Source organism: Flavobacterium sharifuzzamanii, assembly GCF_003254585.1.
Lineage (GTDB): Bacteria > Bacteroidota > Bacteroidia > Flavobacteriales > Flavobacteriaceae > Flavobacterium > Flavobacterium sharifuzzamanii.
The window spans coordinates 40449-63158 of record NZ_QJGZ01000031.1; the positions used below are offsets into that span (position 1 = coordinate 40449).

Genomic DNA, 22710 nt, shown 5'->3' on the forward strand with positions numbered 1-22710 from the left:
TAATTTTTGTTTAATTTTTTTTAAGAAAGTAAAAAAAATATTTTGTTTTTCAGCATAAGATAAAATCTTACAGAAAGACCGTATAATGTTAAAATTTAAACAAAAAGCGCCTGAAAATCAGGCTCGTATTTTGCTCGGTATGATTTTTTTATATTTTTGCGATACCCAAATTTTTGTTTAACCTAAAGAAATTCAATGATTTACAAAATTTATCCGTTATTTGTGTTTTTGCTATTGTCTTTTGGAAAAGATTCAAAAAACACAGCAGATCTTAAAAAAAATGCGACTGTAAAGACGATTGCTAAAGTCGAAAAAGTTACAGTAGATTCTAAAATCGAAAGCGTTTATAATTCATTAAATTCTAACAACTTTAAAATGCCTGAGCTTAAAACTTTCTCAGAAGCTTTAAAAGGATTTTATTTGTTGAAAGAAAGAGGAGTGATTAAGAAAAACATCTTAACACTGATTGATTTCAGTTTGTCATCAAACACAAAACGTTTGTGGGTGATTGATTTAACGAGTAATACAATTTTGTTTAATTCGCTTGTAGCTCACGGTAGAAATACGGGCGAAGAGTTTGCTTCGGCATTTTCAAATCTTAATTCATCATTTAAAAGCAGTTTAGGTTTTTATGCGACTGGTGAAATTTATCAGGGAAAACACGGTGCTTCATTGCGTTTAGATGGTTTAGAAAATGGCGTAAATGACAATGCTCGCGAAAGAGGTGTTGTAATGCATGGCGCAGACTATGTTTCTGAATCTTTCATTAGAGATCATAAAAGATTAGGCAGAAGCCAAGGCTGTCCAGCGGTTCCAGTTGAATTGACAAATGAGATTATCGAATTAATAAAAGACAAATCGTGTTTATATATCTACCATCCGTCGAGAAGTTTTGCGATGGAGGAGAGGCTAATTTCTTAGTTGCGCATATAAATCCGAATCTAAATCATAAATATCAGCTCTGAAAATGAGCTGATTTTTTTTGCTCCATGCTGTCCAATACCACTGGTATAAAGCGTATTTTTTGGTAATCTTGAAGCTCATTGTCGTTTTACTCGCGATAATAGTGTCAATTCTGTCTTGCGGCCAGTTCCCGTCAACATCTAATATATGTTGGGCAAGTTCTAGTGGATTTTCAACACGTACGCATCCAGAACTCATAGAACGGTTATTGAGTCCAAAAATATTTCGGTGATTGGTGTCGTGCAGATAAACACTATGATGATTTGGGAATAAGATTTTCATTAATCCCAAAGAATTATCGTATCCAGGGCTTTGTACATAGCGATAGTTGTTTGGTTTGTTTTCATTCCACGCCATCGGAGAAACTACCTTTCCGGCAGTATCGTAAATTGTGATATTCTTATTAGCCAAATAATTTCGGTTTCTTTTCATTGCAGGAACGACATCTTCTTTTAGAATCGTTGGCGGAACAGTCCAAGTCGGATTAAAAACAACTGTCTTTAAGAACGAAGTAATAATAGGGGTTCTTCTTTTGCTGGTTCCTACGACAATATTTCTAACCAAAGTGGTGTCTTTATTTTCAACAACATTTAAGCTGTAGTCAGGAATATTGATAATAAAATAATTTTCAGCCAATTCTGACGGATACCACCTCCAACGTTCCAAATTGGCAATTATCTGTTTTTTTCTGTCTTCTTTAGAATAGTTTAAAGCACGAATAGTTCCTGCTCCGATAACTCCATCTGAAGCTAAACCGTGCCTTTCTTGGAATCTTTTAACGGCTTCAAAAGTTTTGTGGTTATAAATATTGGAAAGACTGTCTTTTCCAGACATGTCGTTCCAGTACAAAAGCCTTTTTTTAATGTTTATTAAAGCAGGGTTAGTGTCGTTTAAAACAATTTTATCAGCAGATTCAATAGCTTTTACATTGTCGTCTGGAAAAGTATTAATGATTTCAAGAGCTTTTAGTAGTTCTTTGTAGGTTTGTGTTTTAGGCTGAATATTTTCAACAATGCTGTCTAATTTATTCTTATTGAATCCTTTAATTAAAATAGAATTTACATCAAATTCTTTTTCATCCAAATCCCAATTGGTGTACAATTTTTTAGGGTCTAATTTTCCTTTATATATGTGGCTTAGATATTTCTCAAAATTATAAGTCAGTAAGATATCATACGTAACCACGTCTTTATCACTAAGCGAAGCTACTTTGCTTTCGAATTTTTTAAGTTGAGATATTTTGTAGTCTTCTGGTTCTAAGCCTAGTTCTTCTGATTTTTCTAATTGGGATAAAACAAAAGTTCTTTTTTTAAGATTTCCCCATACAGTTTGGTTTTCAGATGCAACGTAAAATTGTTTTAAGGTTTCGCTTTTAAAAGTTCCTATTAATGCGGTGTCAATTTCGACAGTTCTCTCATCAGTAAGTATAATTGCCGGTGCCTTTTTTTTGATATTAGGTGCGGGTTTTGGGCTTTCTTTTTTACAGCCTACTAAAAGGCATATTACTACTAAAGAGTAAAGTATTCTCATTTTATAATTTTTTAAACATCAAATAATGTTCGCCAACATCTTTAATCTCAAATGCTTCGCCTAGAGGCTTATAGTCTATTTTTTGATAAAATCCGACAGCGGCAGTTCTGGCATTAAACCAAATCAAGTCGACTTTGCTATTATTGCAATACGCTTCACAATGTCTTACCAAAGCCTCGCCAATTCCTTTTTTCTGATGGGTTTCTAAAACAGCCATCCCTCGAATCTGTGCTTGATTTTGAGCGGCAAATATAGGGTTGATTTTTTCAAATAACGAAATAATTCCTGTTAAATTTTCGTCTTCAAATAAGCCGAAATGATGAGTAGATTCTAGATCGTCTCCTTCAAAGACGCAACTTTCTATAGGTTTTCCTTTTCTTAAAACAGGTTGACGAACGGCATAAGTCTCTTTTGATGGAATTTCTTTAATTGTAATCATGATTTTTTGAAAAAATATTGCTTTTATAACTTTTTAATTTTAAATAAGTTATAAAAAAATGTTGATTTTTATTGATTTTTTTTGCCCAAAAGCTTGTTTTGAACTGAACTTTCTTTCTATATTTGCACAACCAATGCGAAAGTAGCTCAGTTGGTAGAGCTCCAGCCTTCCAAGCTGGTTGTCGCGAGTTCGAGCCTCGTCTTTCGCTCTAAAAGTAAACACGTTTTACTTATGTGAAAATAAATTTTTTGATTTTTATTTTGTTTTAAAAATTAAATTTTTTAAGTTTGCACCCGATTAATGCGAAAGTAGCTCAGTTGGTAGAGCTCCAGCCTTCCAAGCTGGTTGTCGCGAGTTCGAGCCTCGTCTTTCGCTCTTCAAAAGCCTCAAACATTGTTTGAGGCTTTTTTGTTTTTAGACTAGACGTAAATTCCAATATTTTTAAAATTCCAAATTCCAATTCTGTATTCATTATGTTGACTTAATTTTGGAATTTGGAATTTTAGATTGGATTTTATTTTAAATCGCTTAAATCGCTTTCTGTTTCTAATTCCTGAGCTTCTTGGTTTTGTTGGAACAAACGAGCAGATAAATTTCCTTTTAAAGTGATTTTTTCTCCTTTAACTTCTAGCCAGCTTCCTTCTCTTAAGCCTAAAACCGGGATTGAATTAAATGCGTGAAATTCTTTAATTCTTGTTTCACGAGTTTCTCCCATGTGTTTAGATTGTAAGTCAGCATCCAGATAATGCGGATTTAAATTGAAAGGAATTAGTCCTAAAGTCTGAAAGCTTGGAGGGTAAATAATGGGCATATCGTTTGTTGTCTGCATTGATAAACCGCAGATATTGCTTCCTGCGCTTGATCCTAGATAGGGTGTGCCATTTTTTACAGTTTCAGAAAGTAACTGCATAATATTGTTTTTGTAAAGTTGGGTAACCAATAAAAAAGTATTGCCTCCTCCTGTAAAGATTCCTTCAGCGTTTTTTACTGCATCCTGTGGATTTTCAAATTCATGAATTCCTTTGACGCTGATGTTAATTGTATTAAAAGCCTCTGCAGCTTTTTTTGTGTACTCATCATGCGAAATACCGCTTGGGCGAGCATAAGGAATAAATAAGATTGTTTTACAATTTTTAAAATGCGTTTTTAAAGTAGGTAAAATATATTCTAAGTAGTTGCCTCCGTGTAAAGTAGAAGTGCTTGCAATGATTATGCTTTTCATGATTTTTAAACTCAATTTTTGTTTGTTAAAGATAATTAAAACTCTGTTTTTCTTTGTTTTTTTAATGTTTTAATTAACAAATTTTTACCAAGTTATTAATATTAAATTTGGAAGGACTTAGGATATTTTTACCGTTTTAAGAATATTTTTAAATTACTTTATTTTGCTTCAGAAAATTACTTGTTTTTTAATTATTGTGGCTGGGCAAGCTTGCTGGTCACAAAGCCAGGATCGCTCTGTTTTTAACGGTAAAGTGGTTTCAAATGCTTCAGATTTAGAAGGCATACATGTAATCAATGCGCAAACAGAAGAAACCGTGACAACAAATGCTTTTGGATCTTTTTCGATTTCTGCAAAAGCAGATGATATTTTGGTTTTTTCTTCAATAAGTTTTAAAGAAAAAAGAGTTTTATTGAAGCAAGAAGATTTTTCAAATCTCAATTTTGCTGTCAATCTTACCATGATTATGTATCAATTGCAAGAGGTTGTTGTAAAGAGGTATGATAATATTAATGCTGAAAGTTTGGGGGTAATTCCTATGGGACAGAAGAAATATACTGCAGCAGAACGTAAACTGCAAACAGCGACTGCCTTAAATGCAACTGCAAATGGAGGAACAATGGCTGGAGGTTCTATTTCTGCAGATCCATTGCTAAATTTTTTCTCAGGAAGAACGGCTATGCTTAAGAAAGAAGTTGCAGTAGAAAAGAAGGAGTTTTTTATGAGGCTTTTGGAAAATATGTTTACGCTGGAGCATTTTGTTGAAAGATTAAAAATCCCAGCAAATTATGTTAAAGGTTTTGAATATTATGCTGTAGAGAATGAGAAATTTACTGTGATTTTGAATTCTAAAAATAAAACTTCTACGGAGTTTTTGCTTGGAGAGTTGGCTGTAAAGTATAAAGAAATGATTGCTGGTGAAAATAAGTAGAGTTATATCGATTGTTGTTTTTCTTTTGGTTCAAATAAGTTTTGGACAAAAAAATGATGTTAAACTATTGACAGGGAAGGTGCAGGAACAGTCTACTCCTGTTGAGGGGGTAAATATTATAAATAATGCCACTCAAGCTGCAACAGTTTCGGATTCTGATGGCAGTTTTTCAATTGCGGTCAGAGAAGGAGATGTTTTGGTTTTTTCAGCAGTAAATTTAAATCCTGTTAAGCATAGAATCACTGCGGAAGACATGACTGCCAATTTTTTGGTTATAAAAATGACTGCTAAAGAAGTAGAGTTGAAAGAAGTGGTAGTGAATGAAAATGCCAATATAACTGCTGAGAATTTAGGAATCATTCCATACGGACAAAAAAAATATACGCCTGCAGAACGAAAGGTCTATACTGCAACTTCGACATCAGTAGATAAGCTTTTAAATGCAATTTCGGGACGAACTGCGATGCTGAAAAAGGAAGTGAATGTAGAGAAAAAAGAAGCTCTTTTTAGAAAATTGGAATATCTTTTTGAAGAGAATTATTACACGAATCGATTAAAGATTCCTGTGGATGATATAAAAGGATTTCAATTATTTTGTGTAGATGATGCCGATTTTGCTGTATCTTTGAATACTAAAAACAAAACAATGAGTATGTTTTTAATCACAGATCTAGCAAGAAAATATCTAACAATTCTCGAAAATGAAAAATAAATTAGGAGTACTCGTTGTATGCTTATTTTGTCAATTTGTATTAGGGCAAAACGGTTTTAGGAAGCCATTACACGGTCAGGTTATCAATGATTTTTTAGCCATAGAAAGTGGTTATGTAATGAATGTTAATGCTAATGTCAGAACATTTATTGGGGCTGGCGGTTTATTTGATATAATGGCGCAGCCAAAAGACACCTTGCTGTTTTCAGGTCTGTCATTTCAATCAAAAAAAGTAGTTTTAACTGAAAAGGATTGCGCTGAAGTTCTTTTAAAAATCAAATTGGATTTGGTTAATAATCAGCTTAAAGAAGTTGTGGTTCATAAAGAATTAAAGGTGAAATCGATGCAAGGCGGTTCACAGAAATATGTAGATATGCAGTTTGAAGATGATAAACAGTCTACCGCAAAAAACAATGCGATGCTTTCTGATCAGACTATAAAATATGGAACCGATTTTGTTCGAATCTTTAAAGACGTCAAAAAGCTTTTAAGTAAAAAAGACGAAGTAAGGGAAGAAGAAGTTACAGATATTGCTTTTGTAGAATATGCCAAAGATAATTTTACAAAAGATTTTTATGCCAAAACTCTTAATCTTAAAGATGACGAATTAGAGCTTTTCTTAATGTATTGCTCAAACGACCCGCATTCTAAAGAATTGGTAGATCCAGATCAGAAGTTTCAGTTGATGGATTTCATGATCAATAAGAATAAAGAATTTAAGAAAGCTGAGGCTGTTCAAAAATGAAAAAAAAGTTAGTTTTCCCTTTGCTGGGGGGTTTGTTTATATTGTTTTCAGCATTTGCTTTTCATAAATTTTATGTTGGTGTTTTTCAGGTGAATTATGCTTCAGAAAAGAAAATGTTGCAAATTACTTCCCGCATTTTTATTGATGATTTGAATAATGCGATGGAGAAAAAGTATCACAAAAAGACATTTGTTGGTACAAGCAAAGAAACTCCTGCAGATGTTGAACTATTAAAAAAATATCTATCAGAACATTTTTTAATTAAAGTAAATGGGCAATCAAAAGTGATAACTTTTTTATCTAAAGAAGTTGAAGCAGATGATGTTTTGGTATGTTATTCCAGAATAAAGGATATTGATAAATTCAAAACGCTTGAGATTTCAAACACTATTTTGGTCGATTGGAATTCAGAACAGCAAAATATTACACATATTTCAGCATTTGACACAAAAAGAAGTGTACTTTTTACAGAATCTTCAAGGAAAGAATTGTTAAAATATTAAGGTATTGATAAAATTAATGTTTTAATTACTATTTTCACAGCCTAAAGAAATTACCATTAAATTTTTATGAAAAAACTTTCATTATTATTGCTTTTTCCTGCAATGTTAGTGGCGCAGGATAAACCAGTAACAGCTCCTGCCAAACAACAAGGAAAGTACGACACAAACAAGTTTAGCCAAATGTACGATTTATTGGCAACACCAAACATGTTTCGTACGGCTTCTGGAGCTCCAGGACCAGCTTACTACCAACAACAAGCAGATTATAAGATTGATGTTGAATTGGATGATAAAAATTCAAAATTAAGCGGATCTGAAACAATCACTTATACGAATAACTCACCAGATAGTTTGGAGTATTTATGGATACAATTAGATCAAAATCAGGCAAAAGCAAATACACAAACTTCATTGGCTGAAAGTGATAAAATCAATCAGGTTTTGCCACTTGATGGTTTTTCTTCTAAATATTTGAAAAAAGATTTAGAGCGCGGTTTTAATATTGAACAAGTTAAAGACGCTAAAGGAAGCGCAATGTCTTATACGATCAACGAAACCATGATGCGTATTAATTTGACTTCACCTTTAAAGCCAGGAGAAAAAATTTCTTTCTCAATCAAATGGTGGTATAATATTAATAACTATAGAAAAGAAGGCGGTCGTTCAGGATATGAGTTATTCGAGAAAGATGGCAATAAATTATACGTAATTGCACAATTCTACCCAAGAATGGCGGTTTACAATGATGTTGAAGGATGGCAGAACATGCAGTTCTGGGGAAGCGGAGAGTTTGCTCTTCCTTTTGGAAACTTTGACGTAAATATTACAGTTCCTGCAGATCACGTAATCGACGCAACTGGGGAATTAATGAACAGAAGTGAAGTGTTTACAGCTGAACAGGTAAAAAGATACGAACAAGCACAAAAATCTTTTGATAAACCTGTTGTTATTGTAACGCAGGCAGAAGCAGAAGCAGCTGAAAAAGGGTTTTCTGAAAAGAAAAAAACTTGGAAATTCAGTGCTAAAAATGTTCGTGATTTCGGAATTGCTTCTTCAAGAAAATTCATTTATGATGCAATGGCTGTGAAAATTGGAAATAGAACTGTTATGGCAGAATCTGTTTATCCAAAAGAAGCAAACCCGCTTTGGGGAGAAACTTCTACAATGGTTGTGGCTCATACTTTAAAAAGCTATTCTTCTCATACTTTTGATTATCCTTATCCCAAAGCTGTTTCAGTTTCTGCAGAAGATCAGGGTATGGAATATCCAATGATTTGCTGGAACTATGGTCGTCCTGACGAAAATGGTGTAACAAGCAGAGAAGTTAAAAACGGAATGATTGGTGTTATTATTCACGAAGTAGGGCACACTTTCTTCCCAATGATTGTTAATTCAGACGAGCGTCAATGGACTTGGATGGATGAAGGATTGAATTCATTCTTAGAATATTTAGCAGAACAGGAATTAGACTCAAATTTCCCTTCAAGAAGAGGACCAGCAAAAAATATTGTTCCTTACATGAGCGGCGATCAAAAGTTTTTAGAGCCGATTATGTCAAACTCTGAGACCATTCACCAGTTTGGAAATAACGCTTACGGAAAACCAGCTACAGGTCTTAATATTTTGAGAGAAGTAGTTATGGGAAGAGAATTATTCGACCATGCATTCAGAACGTATGCAAACAGATGGAAGTTTAAACACCCAACTCCAGAAGATTTCTTTAGAACAATGGAAGATGCTTCAGCAGTAGATTTAGATTGGTTCTGGAGAGGTTGGTTCTACTCAACAGATTTTGTAGATATCGGAATTAAAGATGTGAAACAATATTATGTTTCTGATACTCCGACTACAGATATTAAAGATGTAAAAGTTAGAAAAGGACGTTTTGGATTCGAAAAAGGACCTTTTGTTTACTTAGTGTCTGGAGATAATGCGGAAGTAAGTGATTCTAAGAAAAAAGCTTTAAAAGTAGAAGATTTTAAACCTTTGGCAGATTACGTAGATCAGACTTTTACAGCTGAAGAAAAAGCTAGTATTAAATCTCCTAAATATTTCTACGAAGTAGAATTCAACAAACCAGGCGGAATGATTATGCCTATTTTAGTTGAGATTACTTACGAAGACGGTTCTAAAGACAATTACAAATATCCAGCTCAAATCTGGAGAAAAAGTAATGAAACGGCTAGAAAAGTTTATGCAACAACAAAAGCAATTAAGAGCATTCAAATCGACCCACAATTGCTAACGGCAGATATTGATGTAACCAATAACTCTTGGCCAAAAGTAGAAACGAAGTCAAAATTTGACTAAGTAAATTAAAAATAAGTAAAAAGCTCATCAGGTTTATAAAAGCTTGATGAGCTTTTTTATTTTAATTAAATGAATTTTCAAGGACTTTTTAAGTTAATTTTAAAACTCTAAGCTGCAAAATTTAATATCTTTGCGACTACAAAATTAAAAGTTATGTTTGGTATAGGAGGAGGAGAATTAGTTTTTATACTGTTTATAGTACTAATGCTTTTTGGTTCAGATAAAGTGCCGGAAATCGCGCGTACAATGGGAAAAGCTATGGCTCAATTAAAAAATGCAACTAATGATATTAAAAGCGAAATTCAGAAAGGAGCAGAGGCTAATGGTCTTGATGCAAAATCTCTGAATGATATTACTGGAAATATCAATGCAGAAATTAATAATGCAAAATCGAATTTACTTGGCGATACAGGAAATCTTTTAGGAGATACTGCGACTGAAATCGAAAAAGTAAAAGAAGATATTGACACTCTTTCAGGACCTATTAAACGCCAAATGTAATGCTTGAAAAAATACAGGAATTAGATAAAGATCTTTTAATATTTCTTAACGGATTAGGTTCCGAAACCTACGATAAATTATGGCTTATCATTACCAATCAGTTGTATTGGACGCCATTTTTCTTATTTCTATTTTATCTTATTTATAAAAAAATAGGAGGAAAGCAAACCCTGTATTTACTGCTTTTTATAGCTGTTTTAATTGCTTTTACAGATCAAACCTGTAACTTATTCAAACATACTTTCCAGCGTTTGCGACCATGTAACGATCCAGAAGTAAACACAATTATACGAGTTGTACAGGTTAGAAAATCATATAGCTTTTTCTCTGGACATGCAGCCAATACTATGGCGGTTGCCACTTTCTTATTTTTGATTTTAAAACGCTATTTCAAATATTTCGGGTTTATATTTCTATGGCCTTTAATCTTTGCTTACAGCCGAATTTATTTAGGATTGCATTTTCCAGGTGATATCCTTACTGGATATTTCTTCGGAGCACTTTTCGGTTTTTTACTTTATTTAGTTTATAGAAAGCTAAAACCGCAGTATTTTCCAGGATAGAGTTTTTTAGAAAGGTGCTAAGTTGCTAAGGAACTGAGGTTTTAAGGTTTTTCTTTACGATTTTGAAAATTATATAATTGAATTGCCTCCAGCTTTAGCTGGAGGTTTTTTATGTACAAATAAAAAGGCTTTGGCCAAATTAAGTAATCTTAATTTGGCCAAAGCCTTTCATTTTAAATTATGTTCCTCCAGCCAAAGCTGGAGGCAACCCAATAGTATATTTTTAGTTTAAAAACTTAGAATCTCAGAACCTTAGTTTCTCAGTACCTTAGAAGCTAAAGCTTACAATACCCTCGAAACCGTCAATCCATCGCGAATTGGCAATAAAACCGTTTCAACTCTTGGATCATCTTTTAAAAGCTGATTGTATTCTAAAAGTACTTTTGTGCTAACATCATTTGGATGAACTGGTTCTAAGATTTTTCCGCTCCATAAAACATTATCCGATAAAATGATTCCGCCTTTATTCATTTTAGGGACAATCATTTCCCAGTAATTCAAATAGTTTTCTTTATCAGCATCAATAAAAACTAAGTCAAATTTTAAGTCTAAATCCGGAATAATATTTACGGCTTCTCCCAAATGCTGAAAAATTTGTTTTCCCCAAGGAGACATGTCAAAATATTTTCGTTGAAAATCGACCAATTCTTCTTTAATATCAATGGTATGTAACTGTCCATTTTCTTGCATTCCTTCGCACAAACACAAAGTTGCATAACCAGTATAAGTCCCAATTTCAAGAATATTAACTGGACGAATCAATTTTGAAAGCATGCTTAAAACACGACCTTGAAAGTGGCCGCTAAGCATTCTAGGCAAAAGTATTTTTTGGTAAGTTTCTTTGTTAAGTTTCGCCAACAATTCTGGTTCTTTTTCAGAATGCTGCTCGATATAATCTTCTAATTCTTGAGATATAAAATGCATGTTGTAGTATCTTGTAATTTAGTTGCAAAAATACAAAAATATGCCCTTAATATTAGGCATAAAAAAAAACCATCCGTTCACGGCGGATGGTTTCTGTTTCAGATTTAGATGAAATTTATTTTTTCAAAGCTTCATTTACCTCTTTAGCTGTTTTTACGGTTCCGTCTTTTGCAGCTTTTGCAGCATTTTCTACTTTTTCAGCGCCTTTTTTAGTAGCATCTTTTACATCTTCAGCTGCTTTTTTAGTAGCGTTTTTTACATCATTTGCTGCTTTTTCTGTAGCATCTTTAGCTTTAGTAGCAGCATTTTCGGCCTTGCTTACTGCAGTATCTTTTACTTCTTCGATATCTGATGTTAGAGAGTCAACTTTGTTGCCAAGAGTTAATTCATCTTCTGCAGGTTTGTTTTCTTTTTTCTCGCATGATTGAACAGCGAATGCTAATAAAGCAATTACAGCTAAACTCAAAATTTGTTTTTTCATAATTTCAATTTTTTTAGGTTGATAAAACTTAAAGGTTAAATGGCTGAAAAATAAAATTACAAATTTTAAAATGATTGAGCTCTTTGTAAGATTATGTTTTCTTTTTAGAGCAAAACAATTCTTGTGCCAAATTTTGATTTTTGTGTATTTACTATTTTGTTTTTTTTAATGTTAAAATTAGTTTTTGTATAAACTGAAATTAATTACAATATCATCTTTGACTTTGATCAAACCAGCCATTTTTACTGGTGGCTCCAACTCAATATCAGAGAACTTCAAACTAAGTGTTCCCTGAATTTTATCATCGGTGTTATATAGTATAAAATCTTTGTATTTGAGTGTTTTATCAGTTATGAAAAAGTTTAGTCTGCATTTGTAATTTTTCCCCATAGGTTTTATATCACTGATAGAAACCGTGCTGTTGGGGAATTTTTTCACTTTTACTGTTCCTTGTAAATCTTTCGTCATTATTTTATTGCCACAATCAAAGTTTGACATTTTGATGTCGGTGTTAAAGGTGTTTTTTTTAACTGAGTTTACATAGACAGTGTCATTTATATTAAATGTGTTTGAGCAATTGTATTTGCCCACAGTTGATAGACCTGTGATTTCTATTTTTATTTTATTTATTACCACAGCTGTATCTTCTGGAAAAAAAGTGGGTTTAGCACTTCCTAAAAAAAAGAAAACTACTAAACCCATAATTAAGATTGAAAATCTCGTTTTCATTTTTTTCTATATTAGAATGCAATTGTTGCTTCGAATACTAAGCCTTCAAATTTACCACCATAAAAGTTGTTTAGATTTCCAGTTGCAGGATCTCCTGTAAATTGTGAATAATCTTTATATTGTTGATTAACGTAGTTTAATTTAGCTAAAATGTTTTTAGTCATAAACCAACCAGCACTTGCTTCAAATTTATCTACGGTAACCTTTTTAGCATCAGCATTAGATAATTTTCCAGATACGGTATTGTATTTTCCTCCGATATAGAATTGTTCAGTGTTTCCAAATCTGTAGATAAGCTCTGAAGCATATTGGTTCGCAGTACGTTTATCGTCAGTACCAGCTTTATCTCCTCCTGAAGCCAATTCGATTGTTCCGAAGAATTCAAGTCCTTTATATTTTACAAAAGGGTTAATCATGTATGTCGTAGCCCAATTTTTGAAATTAGGGTTGAACGTTGCTTCTGGAGTAGATGTTTTACTGAAACTAGTAGCGACATCAGTAGTATTTGTAGAAATAACATTTCCACTAGCATCGGTCTTAGTAATAGTATTTTTATATGGGTTATTATTTAATATACCCCAATAACCAAATCCTGATCTATTAGCAGAATATATGTTTGCGTTACCAAGATTTGCATTATGATAAAGAGAACCAGTTAATCTTACTCTTAAATCTTCATTAAGCTGTTTGTCGTAACCTAATTTAGCTAAGATTGAAGGGCTATGCGTTGTATTAGTGTTTGGTCCAGCTGGGTAAAAAACTTCTTCATTACTTTGATTTAAATTACCGTTTGTAACACCTAACATGCTTACCAGTCCATTTCTGTTGTAGTAAACCTCCATACCCATTTCTGTAGTGAAAGAATACATAATGTTATTTCCAACAAAAGCATTTCTGATTGTATTACCATTATCAGAACCTCTGAAGTGAGCATCACCAAAATTGTTCTCCATTTGCCCAATTTTAATGGTAGCATATTTCATTACATCAGCCAAGAAGTCTTTTTTGATGAAGTCTAACTTATCAATTTGCAAGTATCCACCTTTTACATAAGAATCATTGTGGTGTCTTGAAGCTAAATAAACATCTAAATTCACTCTTACTCCATCAAACAATTGAGCGCCAATGTACATATCAGCAGCAGGAAGAGTAAAATTGTTTTCATTATTCATTAAATGATATCCAGTAATTGTTCTAGTGGTAGTTCCTATAGGTGTAGTAGTCGTAGTTGTAACGGCAGCAGGTTGGTTGTTGAATGAATTTGTTGCTTGGAAATCCATGTTGAAAGCACCGCCAAGATCAATACTAAGACCTTTAAATTCTCGATTGTCTTTTTGTACATCGAAAACGTTAATACCGTCTTTTCCTCTAGAGATTTGGTTTTGCATGTTTCCAAAACTGACCTGTGCCTGAACAGCAAATGTGCTGATTAATGTGACGAATAGAATATAAATTTTCTTCATGGCGTTTATAAATTAAAGTTTAAATTGAATTTTATTGTTAGGTCTTGACCTGTTTTTATTGTCCCAAGCATTGCTGTCGGAGACTTCATTCCGAAATCTGTAAAAGTGATTTTATTAGTTCCCTGTAGGTTTAAGCCATCTTTTGTGACAGTTGTTTTTACAGAAGTTTTGTAAACTTTGCTAACTCCAGCAATGGTGTAAGTTCCTGTTAGTTCCCAAGTCGTTTCGTTTACTTTTTCAGCAGATTTAAGAACATATTTAATGTTTTTGTTTTTATCTGTTTTTAAAGTTTCGTAAGCAACTTTATCCATGCTTTTTTTCTCGCTTTTAATGCTTTCAGCTAAAAGAGTTACAGTCAAAGCTTCAATGTCAGTTAGCTTTCCGTTAGCAATATTTAGAGTTGCTGTTCCAGTTCCCGAAGCTGATTTCATTTCCCAATCGTGAAGTGTAGATGTACCGGCTACAGAAAAAGTTGATTTGCTATCTAAAGCATATGATTTTTGTGCTGTCGCAAATGAGGTAATTCCGAAAATTGCAATAACAAGGGCGAATAATTTAATTTTAAGGGTTTTCATTTTAATTGTGATTTTGATTTTAAAAAAATAGATAAACTCGGCCAATTCTATCTCTAAAGTGTTTTAACTTGTATCAAAGATCAGCCTATAAACCAGCTTTGGGCATGATAAAAATCATTGTTAAAATTTTATTAAATTGGTATTTAATAACTACAACGTTTTCATTTTTTCGAGCGATCGATAAATAAGGCTCTAAATTTTATTAAATTGATATTTTTAACATTTAGTTTGAATTGGTAAAAAGTTAAAAAAGGAGAATTCTTTAACGTTAGGAATAAGATTTAGCTTAGAATAATATTGAAGATTACAGTCAAATCTTTTCCTGCTTTTACAACTCCAAGAGCCGCTTTTGGAGGTGTCATTTCAAAATCTCCAAAAGTGATTTGATTAGAACCTTGCAAAATAAAACTTCCTTTGTTGGTGGTTACTTTTACCTGAGTTTTGTATTCTTTGCTTACGCCTGCAATAGTGTAAATTCCTGTAAGATTCCAAGTTGTTTCATCTACTTTTTCAGCAGATTTTAAAACATACTCAATGTATTTGTGTGTTTCGGTATCCATGGCTTCATAAGCGACTTTGTCCATGCTTGCTTTGTAGCTTTTTAGGCTCTCTGCTAATAAAGAAACAGTCAAACTATTTATTCCTGCTAGTTTAGAATCTTTAACCATTAGGGTTGCATTTCCTGTTCCTTCTGTAGATTTCATTACCCAATCGTGTACGGTAGAAGTGCCCGCTACTTCAAATGTTGAGTTTGCAGCTACACTATAATTTTTTTGAGCATTTGCCTGTAATGCCATTGTTGTAAAAATTACTGTCAGTAAAAATGATTGAATTGTTTTCATGTTGATAAAGTATAGGTTAATCAGTTAAACAAGGAAGCTTTAGAATTCAGTTAGTGGTTAATGAATTAATGATTTCCTTTATTTCTTGGATCAAAATTATCGCGCGCGCGAAGAAAAAGGAATGATAAAAATCATGGCGAAAGTTTTATTAAATTGTTATAGTAAAGAGTGTAAAGCCTTGTTGTTCCTAGGGTTTTGATTTTTGTAAAACAGAGTCAAGAGTTAACTGTTTGCTTATTAAGCTGTTGTGTTCTCTGTCGAGAAATGTCAACTTCATTTTTTGAGCGGCTTTTTTTGAGGTTTAATTAAGAATGAATGTAAAAACCAAACAAAAAATGACAAAAGTGATTAACTTTGCAGCATGCAAATGGAGAAAAAAGACATACGAGCCTTATCAAAAGACCAGCTTCGCGATTTTTTTGTTGAAAATGGAGATAAAGCTTTCCGCGGAAATCAAGTTTATGAGTGGTTATGGAGCAAAGGTGCTCACAGTTTTGAAGACATGACAAACGTAGCGAAAGCTACAAGATCAATGCTTGAAAATAATTTTGTAATCAATCATATTAAGGTTGATACTATGCAGAAAAGTAGTGACGGAACTGTAAAAAATGCCGTTCGTCTTCATGACGGACTTGTGGTAGAATCGGTTTTAATTCCGACAGAAACCAGAACTACTGCCTGCGTTTCTAGTCAGGTTGGTTGCAGTCTAGATTGTAATTTCTGTGCAACAGCAAGATTAAAAAGAATGCGAAATCTAGAACCTGGCGAAATCTACGATCAAGTTCTAGCTATCGATAAAGAAAGTCGTTTATATTACAATCACCCACTTTCGAATATTGTTTTTATGGGAATGGGAGAGCCTTTAATGAATTATAATAATGTCATTAAAGCTATCGATATGATTACTTCAGAAGAAGGTTTAGGAATGTCTCCGAAACGAATCATGGTTTCGACTTCAGGAATTCCGAAAATGATCAAAAAAATGGCAGATGACGATGTGAAGTTTAAACTAGCAGTTTCTCTGCATTCAGCTATAGATGAGACACGTGCACGTATTATGCCTTTCAGTAAAAACTTTCCTTTAAAAGATTTACGAGAAGCATTAGAATATTGGTACAGAAAAACAAAAAGTAAAATATCGTACGAATATGTAGTTTGGAAAGGGATTAACGATGATAAAGCTTCAGTAGATGCTTTGGTTAAATTCTGTAAATATGTGCCTTGTAAAGTCAATTTGATTGAATATAATCCGATTGATGATGGTGAATTCCAACAAGCTTCAGAAGAATCGATCATGGCTTACATAAAAGCTTTAGAAAATATTGGAGTAGTTGTAAAAGTACGTCGCAGTCGAGGAAAAGACATCGACGCCGCCTGCGGACAATTAGCCAACAAAGAAGCATAAAAATACTTCGCTAGGAGCATCTGATCGGTAGAAAAAAATATTGACAAGGATGGATATGTCCCTTCGGGACATTTGATTGGTATAAAAAAAGCATTAAGAACAAGACTTATTTCTCGTTTTTAATGCTTTTTTTTGGACAAAAAGGATGCTTTTATTTTTTCAAATCTATTTCTTCTGTAACTCCATCTTTGGTTACTTTTGCTAGAGTATCGCATTCTCCGTTTCCATAATCAATAGTTGCCAAAGCGCCATTTTTAGTAATAGAAACAATTCCTTTTACTGCAAAAGATTTTCTGCAAGAAGCATTAAACTCTAAAGGAGTTGTGATTTCTGCTGAAAAAGTGTCTCCGTTAGGAAAAGTTGTAGAACCGCTTCCTGTAACAACAAATACATTGTCATCCCAGTCAAACCAAGTATCGTAACCAGAAGTCATTTCTTTTACCAAAGTTCCTTTTCTAGAATAAACTTTTCCATCATCAAAAGTAATCGTTAAATCTATAGCAGCTGTTGATACAGGGTGTGGGGTTACTAATAAATTAGTTTCTTTAATCGTTCTCACAATACTTTTGCTTCCCTGAAGTTTTCTGCCATTATGATAAAATCCTTCAAAAGTGTAGCTGATGGTTTGTGTGGAAGAAGTAAAATCGTTTGAAAAAGAAACAACCATTTTTCCTTTTACAGTATTTCCGTTATTCAAAGTACAGCCTTCAACGCCAAAATCTACTGTTTTTGTCCAAGTATTATTGGTTAAAACGGTTGTGATTGTGGCACAGCTCGGAAGATAATTTTTTATTGGTCCGCTTGGTTTTGAAGTTACGTTAAGCTGAGAACTAAATTGGTCTTCAGCAATATTAGTAACATCCTCTACAGAGGCGTCAATTTTAGAATTAGCTATAATTTCGTCGTTTGTAATTTTAGCTGATGATCCGTCATTTGTTTTTTCATCAGAATTACAGCTAATGAAAAAAGACAATGTAATTATACATGTTCCAATTAATAAAAATTTTGTTTTCATAAATAAATAGTTTTGGGTTTTCTTTTACGTTAATGAATTCAAATCAGTATTAGTTAGAGCTATTTTTGGTGGGTGTTTTTGGTTTAAGACATAAAATTTTAAAATCCTAGCCTAAAATACACAACGTATTTTTATTTAAAATAGTATATTTGGAGTCTAAATGAATATTACGTCTCAAATAAAGCAGCCTATTTTTACCGAGATGGAACTTTTCGAAAAAAAGTTCCATGAATCGATGACTTCAAAGGTTGCGTTATTAAACAGAATCACTTATTATATCGTAAACCGCAAGGGAAAACAGATGCGTCCGATGTTTGTTTTTCTTACTGCAAAAATGGTTTCTGGAGGAATTGTAAACGAAAGAACCTATCGTGGAGCTTCAGTAATTGAGCTTATTCACACCGCAACTTTAGTACACGATGATGTTGTGGATGATAGTAACCGCCGTCGTGGATTTTTCTCAATCAATGCACTTTGGAAAAACAAAATTGCCGTTTTGGTTGGAGATTATTTATTGTCTAAAGGTTTATTGCTTTCTATCGACAATGGCGATTTTGATTTATTGAGAATCATTTCTGTTGCCGTTCGCGAAATGAGCGAAGGGGAATTGCTTCAAATAGAAAAAGCAAGAAGACTTGATATTACCGAAGATGTTTACTACGAAATCATCAGAAAGAAAACAGCAACGCTTATTGCAGCATGTTGTGCGCTTGGCGCGAAAGCTGTAATAGAAGATGATGCTCAGGTAGAAAACATGCGTAAATTTGGTGAGCTGATCGGAATGGCATTTCAAATCAAAGATGATTTATTTGATTATAGCGAAGAAGCCATCGGAAAACCAACTGGAATCGATATTAAAGAGCAAAAAATGACATTGCCTTTAATTCATGTTTTAAATACTTGTACTCCGCAAGAAAAAAAGTGGCTGATAAACTCCATAAAAAACCACAACAAAGACAAAAAACGCGTAAAAGAAGTGATTGCCTTTGTAAAAAATAACAATGGTTTGGCTTACGCCGAAAACAAAATGGTCGAATTCCAGCAAGAAGCACTTGCATTACTTCAAAACTTTGGCGATTCTGAGTACAAAGACGCTTTGACTTTGATGGTGAATTACGTTATTGAGAGGAAGAAATAGGCTTAAAATAAGTATTATCTTCGCTTAGAATCAAGCCATTCATTTATATTCCAAGTTGCTTTTATTGAGCCTATATCGTCTGCTTTAAAATCATTGTTATTAACTTGTACCAAAATCAGCACTCGTTTTCCTATAATAAAATTTAATCTTGCCATATTTACAAATATATCCAAAACTCGATCTAAAATATCTTTTTTAAGACTGTCAGCATTTTTGAATACAATTGCCATTCCAATTCCTTTTATTTCTATATCTCTGAGACAATCATTCAAAGAGTTTAAATTATGGTGAAAATATTTTGGAAATAAAAACTGCTCTCTAAATTGCTCAAATAACTTACTTTCGCTATTACATTTAAATTGAACAATTTCATATCCTTCATTTTCTAGCCATTCGATATCATTTCCTAAGATAGTATTACTCAGGTATAATTGGAACCAACCATTTGCTACAATTTGATAATCAATTTTTTTATATAATTCGGGAGAGTTTTTAAATGAACTCATATTTTCTTTGTATTAAATTGAATCAATATTTTTTAATAAACAAAGTTAGAGTATTTTCTTTCAAAATCAGGATAAGATATAAATGTCTTAAAAATATTGACGTTTCTTTTTTATTATATTTAGTATGTTTATCCTTAGTTTTTAATGCCTTTAGAAAAGAGGCAGTTTAGGAATTAGATTTTTTTTTCACTCCCATGCAACCATTTCAAATCGACAATCGTCTATGCTAATAGAAGTCTGTTTATAAAACCAAAACCGAAAGCTTATTAATGAAAATTATACCCTTGCATCAAGAAGAAACCAAAATCATAAAGCTGGCTGTCGAGAACAATCGTCAGGCTCAGCAGCAGATTTATGGTAAATATTCTTCAAAAATGTTAAGTGTATGTCGTCAATATATAAAAGACATACAATTGGCAGAAGATGTAATGATAACTGCTTTTATGAAAGTGTTTACAAATCTGAAAAATTTTGAACACAAAGGAAGTTTTGAAGGATGGATTCGTCGAATTATGGTTAACGAATGCATTTCGTATTTAAGAGTTCAGAAAAAGGTAAAATTTGCCGAAGATGAATTTTTTGTTGAAGAAAGCTTTAACGAAATCGACAGCCAATTTACTGTAGAACAGATTCAGTATTTAATTGATGCTTTGCCTGATGGATATAAAATGGTTTTCAATTTATACGCAATTGAAGGTTATAAACATAATGAAATTGCCAAGATGTTAGGAATTAATGAAGGAACATCAAAATCGCAATTATCGCACGCTAGAAAAATGCTGCAAACACAAATTACTATTTTAAAAAAACAAGATAATGGAACCGAATAATTTTGAAAAGGATTTCCGTGAAAAACTAAACCAACGCGAAATTGAACCAAGCAACAATGCTTGGGATCGATTGGATGCAATGTTGAGTGTAGCAGAAGAGAAAAAGCCAAAGAAAAATAGAAAATGGCTGTATATAGCTGCAAGCATCGCGGGGTTTTTATTGGTTGGAACGATCTATTTGAACCGTTCTGAAACTGTAGAAATAAAAAGGGATACACCAATAGTCTTAGAACAAAAAATAAATAAAGATACTTCAGATGTAGTAGGAATAAATAAAGATGACACTATAAGTATCAATAATCATAATCTGAAACCAATAACGAAAAATGTGCAAGCTGTTGTTGAAATTCGTAATCAAAACAAGAATTCAAAACAACTTGAGAATAATGTAGCGCTTTCGGTTAAAAATGATTTAAAAGAGGATAATGTAGCAGATAATTCTTTGGAAAATAAGAATCCCCGATTTGAGAATAAAAGCAAATACATTTCAGCAGAACAATTATTAGCAGAAGTGAATGGTAAAGTCGAAACAAAATCTGCTGATGAAGTAATTAAAAAAAACAGAAAAGCTGTTTCGGTAAATCCTAATGATTTGCTGTTGAATGCTGAAACAGAATTAAATCAATCTTATAGAGAGTCAGCGCTAGATAAATTTAATAAAAATTTGAAGGCTGTAAAAAGCGCTATAGCAAATAGGAATTACGAAGAATAAATAAAGAATTATCAATCATCAATCAAAAAACGAAAATCATGCAAAAAATTATATTACTTATAATGATGATAGTTGTTATGGCAACTAAATTATCAGCACAAGAAAGTGGCAGTTATAAAAAAGTTTTAGACTGGTCTTATTGGCAACATGAACCTGTAAAATATGAAATGAATTTTGAGAAAGATCCTGAATCTGCTGATCAAAATATCTTTACCATAAAATCAGTTCAAAATAAAGTAAAAGGTTTTGGCAGTTTGGGAAAAGGAGCAAAACCTAATTTGTATCAGGATAAAAAGCTTAAAATGACTGCTTATGTAAAGACAGAAAACGTAAGTTCATGGGCTGGACTTTGGATGCGTGTTGATTATTATTCTGCTCGTGTACTTGCTTTTGATAATATGCAGAATAGACCTATAAAGGGCTCGACTAATTGGACAAAATATGAAGTTGTTTTGTTTGTGCCAAAGGATGCAACATCCATTACTTATGGAGTTTTATTAGATGGGCCTGGGCAAATTTGGTTTAAAGATGTAAAACTTGAAGTGGCTGATGACAGTGTTCCAGAAACTGGGTTAACTAAAGGACAAGAGCATAAGGAAATTCCATTTGAAGTAAGGGCAAAAGCGATTGCTGATCAAATTAAAAAAATAACAGAGGATGAAAAAAATGCCTTAAAAATTGAAGTAGATTCATTAGATAATGAAGTTTCAAAAGGAATAATTTCTAAAGAAAAAGCAGAAGAGCTTAAATTAAATAAAGCTAAAGTTCATGCTGCTAATATTGAAACCAATGTAGCTATCGAAGAAAATAAACTAAGCCAATTGGTTCAGGATAGAGTTGATGGAAAAATTGAGACAGAAGATGCAAATAAAAGAAAAGGGACAAAAATTATAATTGGCGATTGCAATGATTGTGATAAAGGAGACCAAACAATCATTAATCTTACTTCTATGAAAGTGTATCACGGACAAAAAGATGTTGATAAACGTCAATCAAAAAGAACTACGACTCAATTTGTTTTTGCTTTTGGAGCAAATAATTTAGTGACAGATGGCCAAGTTGCCCATTCCGATTTTAAATATTTGCAATCTCACTTTTATGAATGGGGGATAACTGGAAACACTAGAATTTTAAAAGAAGATAATTTGCTGCATTTTAAATACGGAATGTCTTTGATGTATAATAATCTGCGAGCGACAGATGATCGCTATTTTGAAAAAAATGGCGCACAAACCGATTTAGTGACAAGCCCCGTACATTTAGACGAATCCCGATTTAGAAATGTATATGTAATGGTGCCATTGCATTTGGAGTTTGACTTTACTAAGAAAGAAGTTCGAGATGGCGTTAATTATTTTAAATCACATAAAAGTGCCAGATTTGGTATAGGAGGTTATGCAGGATTTAGAGTGAAATCAAAACAAATTTTATGTTTTGATGATGCGGTTGGAAATGATGTGAAGCAAAAAACAAAAGGTAATTTTAATGTAAATGATTTTAATTATGGACTAAGTACATATATAGGTTACAAAGCAACAAGTTTGTATTTGAAATATGATTTACAGCCTTTATTTGAAAAAAATAGTGTTGATCAAAATAATATTTCCTTGGGATTACGCTTCGATTTCAATTAAATATAAAATTAAGTTTAGTTAGTAAAAGGGCATCTCG

24 protein-coding genes and 2 tRNA genes are annotated in these 22710 nt (G+C 32.7%); 15 read left to right on the forward strand and 11 right to left on the reverse strand.

Going from position 1 to position 22710, the window contains the following annotated elements; translation table 11 throughout:
• Positions 1–195 precede the first annotated feature (195 nt).
• On the forward strand, positions 196–921 hold the full coding sequence (locus DMA14_RS02005) for a murein L,D-transpeptidase catalytic domain family protein (protein WP_111422725.1): 726 nt from the start codon (positions 196–198) through the stop codon (positions 919–921).
• Here the strand turns inward: DMA14_RS02005 and DMA14_RS02010 are convergent.
• Both DMA14_RS02010 and DMA14_RS02015 read right to left on the reverse strand, forming a co-directional pair.
• Complete coding sequence (locus tag DMA14_RS02010; RefSeq protein WP_111422727.1) at positions 910–2493, reverse strand: L,D-transpeptidase family protein; 1584 nt, start codon at positions 2491–2493, stop codon at positions 910–912. The genes DMA14_RS02005 and DMA14_RS02010 overlap by 12 nt on opposite strands.
• Before the next feature lies 1 nt (position 2494).
• Positions 2495–2932: a GNAT family N-acetyltransferase gene (locus DMA14_RS02015; protein WP_203418237.1), complete on the reverse strand. Its 438-nt coding sequence runs from the start codon at positions 2930–2932 to the stop codon at positions 2495–2497.
• Between the two features lie 135 nt (positions 2933–3067).
• Between DMA14_RS02015 and DMA14_RS02020 the strand changes: the two genes are divergently transcribed.
• Both DMA14_RS02020 and DMA14_RS02025 read left to right on the forward strand, forming a co-directional pair.
• Positions 3068–3140, forward strand: a tRNA-Gly gene (locus DMA14_RS02020).
• 94 nt (positions 3141–3234) lie between these two features.
• Positions 3235–3307 (forward strand) — tRNA-Gly (locus DMA14_RS02025).
• A gap of 139 nt (positions 3308–3446) precedes the next feature.
• Here the strand turns inward: DMA14_RS02025 and pepE are convergent.
• A complete protein-coding gene (gene pepE / locus DMA14_RS02030) occupies positions 3447–4154 on the reverse strand; it encodes a dipeptidase PepE (protein WP_111422730.1) in 708 nt (235 codons plus the stop codon).
• Between the two features lie 163 nt (positions 4155–4317).
• Here pepE and DMA14_RS02035 point away from each other — a divergent pair, with 163 nt between their 5' ends.
• The 7 genes from DMA14_RS02035 to DMA14_RS02065 all read left to right on the forward strand — a co-directional run bounded on the left by DMA14_RS02035 (position 4318) and on the right by DMA14_RS02065 (position 10419).
• On the forward strand, positions 4318–5085 hold the full coding sequence (locus DMA14_RS02035) for a carboxypeptidase-like regulatory domain-containing protein (RefSeq protein WP_111422732.1): 768 nt from the start codon (positions 4318–4320) through the stop codon (positions 5083–5085).
• On the forward strand, positions 5072–5797 hold the full coding sequence (locus DMA14_RS02040; protein WP_111422871.1) for a carboxypeptidase-like regulatory domain-containing protein: 726 nt from the start codon (positions 5072–5074) through the stop codon (positions 5795–5797). Before DMA14_RS02035 ends, DMA14_RS02040 begins: the two co-directional genes overlap by 14 nt.
• Positions 5787–6542: a hypothetical protein gene (locus DMA14_RS02045; RefSeq protein WP_111422734.1), complete on the forward strand. Its 756-nt coding sequence runs from the start codon at positions 5787–5789 to the stop codon at positions 6540–6542. The genes DMA14_RS02040 and DMA14_RS02045 overlap by 11 nt, the downstream gene beginning before the upstream one ends.
• Positions 6539–7045: a DUF6702 family protein gene (locus DMA14_RS02050; RefSeq protein ID WP_111422736.1), complete on the forward strand. Its 507-nt coding sequence runs from the start codon at positions 6539–6541 to the stop codon at positions 7043–7045. Before DMA14_RS02045 ends, DMA14_RS02050 begins: the two co-directional genes overlap by 4 nt.
• Before the next feature lie 66 nt (positions 7046–7111).
• Positions 7112–9355, forward strand: a complete 2244-nt coding sequence (locus tag DMA14_RS02055) for a M1 family metallopeptidase (protein WP_111422738.1) — start codon at positions 7112–7114, stop codon at positions 9353–9355.
• Positions 9356–9508: 153 nt separating this feature from the next.
• A complete protein-coding gene (locus DMA14_RS02060; RefSeq protein ID WP_111422740.1) occupies positions 9509–9856 on the forward strand; it encodes a Sec-independent protein translocase subunit TatA/TatB in 348 nt (115 codons plus the stop codon).
• On the forward strand, positions 9856–10419 hold the full coding sequence (locus DMA14_RS02065) for a phosphatase PAP2 family protein (RefSeq protein ID WP_111422741.1): 564 nt from the start codon (positions 9856–9858) through the stop codon (positions 10417–10419). Before DMA14_RS02060 ends, DMA14_RS02065 begins: the two co-directional genes overlap by 1 nt.
• A gap of 282 nt (positions 10420–10701) precedes the next feature.
• On the opposite strand, the gene DMA14_RS02070 is transcribed toward DMA14_RS02065, so the two are convergent.
• The 6 genes from DMA14_RS02070 to DMA14_RS02095 all read right to left on the reverse strand — a co-directional run bounded on the left by DMA14_RS02070 (position 10702) and on the right by DMA14_RS02095 (position 15433).
• A complete protein-coding gene (locus tag DMA14_RS02070; protein ID WP_111422743.1) occupies positions 10702–11343 on the reverse strand; it encodes an O-methyltransferase in 642 nt (213 codons plus the stop codon).
• A gap of 115 nt (positions 11344–11458) precedes the next feature.
• A complete protein-coding gene (locus DMA14_RS02075; protein ID WP_111422746.1) occupies positions 11459–11824 on the reverse strand; it encodes a hypothetical protein in 366 nt (121 codons plus the stop codon).
• A 177-nt stretch (positions 11825–12001) separates the two neighbouring features.
• Entirely contained in the window at positions 12002–12553 is a 552-nt protein-coding gene (locus DMA14_RS02080; protein ID WP_111422748.1) for a hypothetical protein, read from the reverse strand.
• Positions 12554–12564: 11 nt separating this feature from the next.
• The gene (locus tag DMA14_RS02085; protein ID WP_111422750.1) at positions 12565–14016 is read right to left on the reverse strand and encodes a hypothetical protein; all 1452 of its coding nucleotides are present in this window, start codon (positions 14014–14016) and stop codon (positions 12565–12567) included.
• Positions 14017–14021: 5 nt separating this feature from the next.
• Complete coding sequence (locus DMA14_RS02090) at positions 14022–14591, reverse strand: YceI family protein (RefSeq protein ID WP_111422872.1); 570 nt, start codon at positions 14589–14591, stop codon at positions 14022–14024.
• 281 nt (positions 14592–14872) lie between these two features.
• Entirely contained in the window at positions 14873–15433 is a 561-nt protein-coding gene (locus DMA14_RS02095) for a YceI family protein (RefSeq protein WP_111422751.1), read from the reverse strand.
• 361 nt (positions 15434–15794) lie between these two features.
• Between DMA14_RS02095 and rlmN the strand changes: the two genes are divergently transcribed.
• Entirely contained in the window at positions 15795–16838 is a 1044-nt protein-coding gene (gene rlmN, locus DMA14_RS02100) for a 23S rRNA (adenine(2503)-C(2))-methyltransferase RlmN (RefSeq protein ID WP_091492539.1), read from the forward strand.
• A 151-nt stretch (positions 16839–16989) separates the two neighbouring features.
• On the opposite strand, the gene DMA14_RS02105 is transcribed toward rlmN, so the two are convergent.
• Positions 16990–17853 carry a hypothetical protein gene (locus DMA14_RS02105; protein ID WP_111422753.1) on the reverse strand — a complete coding sequence of 288 codons (864 nt, stop codon included), beginning with the start codon at positions 17851–17853 and terminating at the stop codon, positions 16990–16992.
• Positions 17854–18013: 160 nt separating this feature from the next.
• Between DMA14_RS02105 and DMA14_RS02110 the strand changes: the two genes are divergently transcribed.
• On the forward strand, positions 18014–18991 hold the full coding sequence (locus DMA14_RS02110) for a polyprenyl synthetase family protein (RefSeq protein ID WP_111422755.1): 978 nt from the start codon (positions 18014–18016) through the stop codon (positions 18989–18991).
• 14 nt (positions 18992–19005) lie between these two features.
• Here DMA14_RS02110 and DMA14_RS02115 read toward each other — a convergent pair whose 3' ends face one another.
• Positions 19006–19497 carry a barstar family protein gene (locus DMA14_RS02115; protein WP_111422756.1) on the reverse strand — a complete coding sequence of 164 codons (492 nt, stop codon included), beginning with the start codon at positions 19495–19497 and terminating at the stop codon, positions 19006–19008.
• Between the two features lie 269 nt (positions 19498–19766).
• Between DMA14_RS02115 and DMA14_RS02120 the strand changes: the two genes are divergently transcribed.
• The 3 genes from DMA14_RS02120 to DMA14_RS02130 are packed head-to-tail and all read left to right on the forward strand — an operon-like array spanning position 19767 to position 22673.
• A complete protein-coding gene (locus tag DMA14_RS02120) occupies positions 19767–20327 on the forward strand; it encodes an RNA polymerase sigma factor (protein ID WP_111422758.1) in 561 nt (186 codons plus the stop codon).
• On the forward strand, positions 20314–21039 hold the full coding sequence (locus DMA14_RS02125; RefSeq protein WP_111422759.1) for a hypothetical protein: 726 nt from the start codon (positions 20314–20316) through the stop codon (positions 21037–21039). The genes DMA14_RS02120 and DMA14_RS02125 overlap by 14 nt, the downstream gene beginning before the upstream one ends.
• 38 nt (positions 21040–21077) lie before the next feature.
• Positions 21078–22673, forward strand: coding sequence for a hypothetical protein (locus DMA14_RS02130; protein WP_157957644.1), 1596 nt, complete (start codon positions 21078–21080; stop codon positions 22671–22673).
• The last annotated feature ends 37 nt before the right edge of the window (positions 22674–22710 follow it).

Excerpts from the sequence above, each read along its gene's own strand:
- DMA14_RS02005 (WP_111422725.1), top strand. The coding sequence starts at position 196 with ATGATTTACAAAATTTATCCGTTATTTGTGTTTTTGCTATTGTCTTTT.
- DMA14_RS02010 (WP_111422727.1), bottom strand. The coding sequence starts at position 2,493 with ATGAGAATACTTTACTCTTTAGTAGTAATATGCCTTTTAGTAGGCTGT.
- DMA14_RS02015 (WP_203418237.1), bottom strand. The coding sequence starts at position 2,932 with ATGATTACAATTAAAGAAATTCCATCAAAAGAGACTTATGCCGTTCGT.
- pepE (WP_111422730.1), bottom strand. The coding sequence starts at position 4,154 with ATGAAAAGCATAATCATTGCAAGCACTTCTACTTTACACGGAGGCAAC.
- DMA14_RS02045 (WP_111422734.1), top strand. The coding sequence starts at position 5,787 with ATGAAAAATAAATTAGGAGTACTCGTTGTATGCTTATTTTGTCAATTT.
- DMA14_RS02050 (WP_111422736.1), top strand. The coding sequence starts at position 6,539 with ATGAAAAAAAAGTTAGTTTTCCCTTTGCTGGGGGGTTTGTTTATATTG.
- DMA14_RS02055 (WP_111422738.1), top strand. The coding sequence starts at position 7,112 with ATGAAAAAACTTTCATTATTATTGCTTTTTCCTGCAATGTTAGTGGCG.
- DMA14_RS02060 (WP_111422740.1), top strand. The coding sequence starts at position 9,509 with ATGTTTGGTATAGGAGGAGGAGAATTAGTTTTTATACTGTTTATAGTA.
- DMA14_RS02065 (WP_111422741.1), top strand. The coding sequence starts at position 9,856 with ATGCTTGAAAAAATACAGGAATTAGATAAAGATCTTTTAATATTTCTT.
- DMA14_RS02070 (WP_111422743.1), bottom strand. The coding sequence starts at position 11,343 with ATGCATTTTATATCTCAAGAATTAGAAGATTATATCGAGCAGCATTCT.
- DMA14_RS02075 (WP_111422746.1), bottom strand. The coding sequence starts at position 11,824 with ATGAAAAAACAAATTTTGAGTTTAGCTGTAATTGCTTTATTAGCATTC.
- DMA14_RS02080 (WP_111422748.1), bottom strand. The coding sequence starts at position 12,553 with ATGAAAACGAGATTTTCAATCTTAATTATGGGTTTAGTAGTTTTCTTT.
- DMA14_RS02085 (WP_111422750.1), bottom strand. The coding sequence starts at position 14,016 with ATGAAGAAAATTTATATTCTATTCGTCACATTAATCAGCACATTTGCT.
- DMA14_RS02090 (WP_111422872.1), bottom strand. The coding sequence starts at position 14,591 with ATGAAAACCCTTAAAATTAAATTATTCGCCCTTGTTATTGCAATTTTC.
- DMA14_RS02095 (WP_111422751.1), bottom strand. The coding sequence starts at position 15,433 with ATGAAAACAATTCAATCATTTTTACTGACAGTAATTTTTACAACAATG.
- rlmN (WP_091492539.1), top strand. The coding sequence starts at position 15,795 with ATGCAAATGGAGAAAAAAGACATACGAGCCTTATCAAAAGACCAGCTT.
- DMA14_RS02105 (WP_111422753.1), bottom strand. The coding sequence starts at position 17,853 with ATGAAAACAAAATTTTTATTAATTGGAACATGTATAATTACATTGTCT.
- DMA14_RS02110 (WP_111422755.1), top strand. The coding sequence starts at position 18,014 with ATGAATATTACGTCTCAAATAAAGCAGCCTATTTTTACCGAGATGGAA.
- DMA14_RS02115 (WP_111422756.1), bottom strand. The coding sequence starts at position 19,497 with ATGAGTTCATTTAAAAACTCTCCCGAATTATATAAAAAAATTGATTAT.
- DMA14_RS02120 (WP_111422758.1), top strand. The coding sequence starts at position 19,767 with ATGAAAATTATACCCTTGCATCAAGAAGAAACCAAAATCATAAAGCTG.
- DMA14_RS02125 (WP_111422759.1), top strand. The coding sequence starts at position 20,314 with ATGGAACCGAATAATTTTGAAAAGGATTTCCGTGAAAAACTAAACCAA.
- DMA14_RS02130 (WP_157957644.1), top strand. The coding sequence starts at position 21,078 with ATGCAAAAAATTATATTACTTATAATGATGATAGTTGTTATGGCAACT.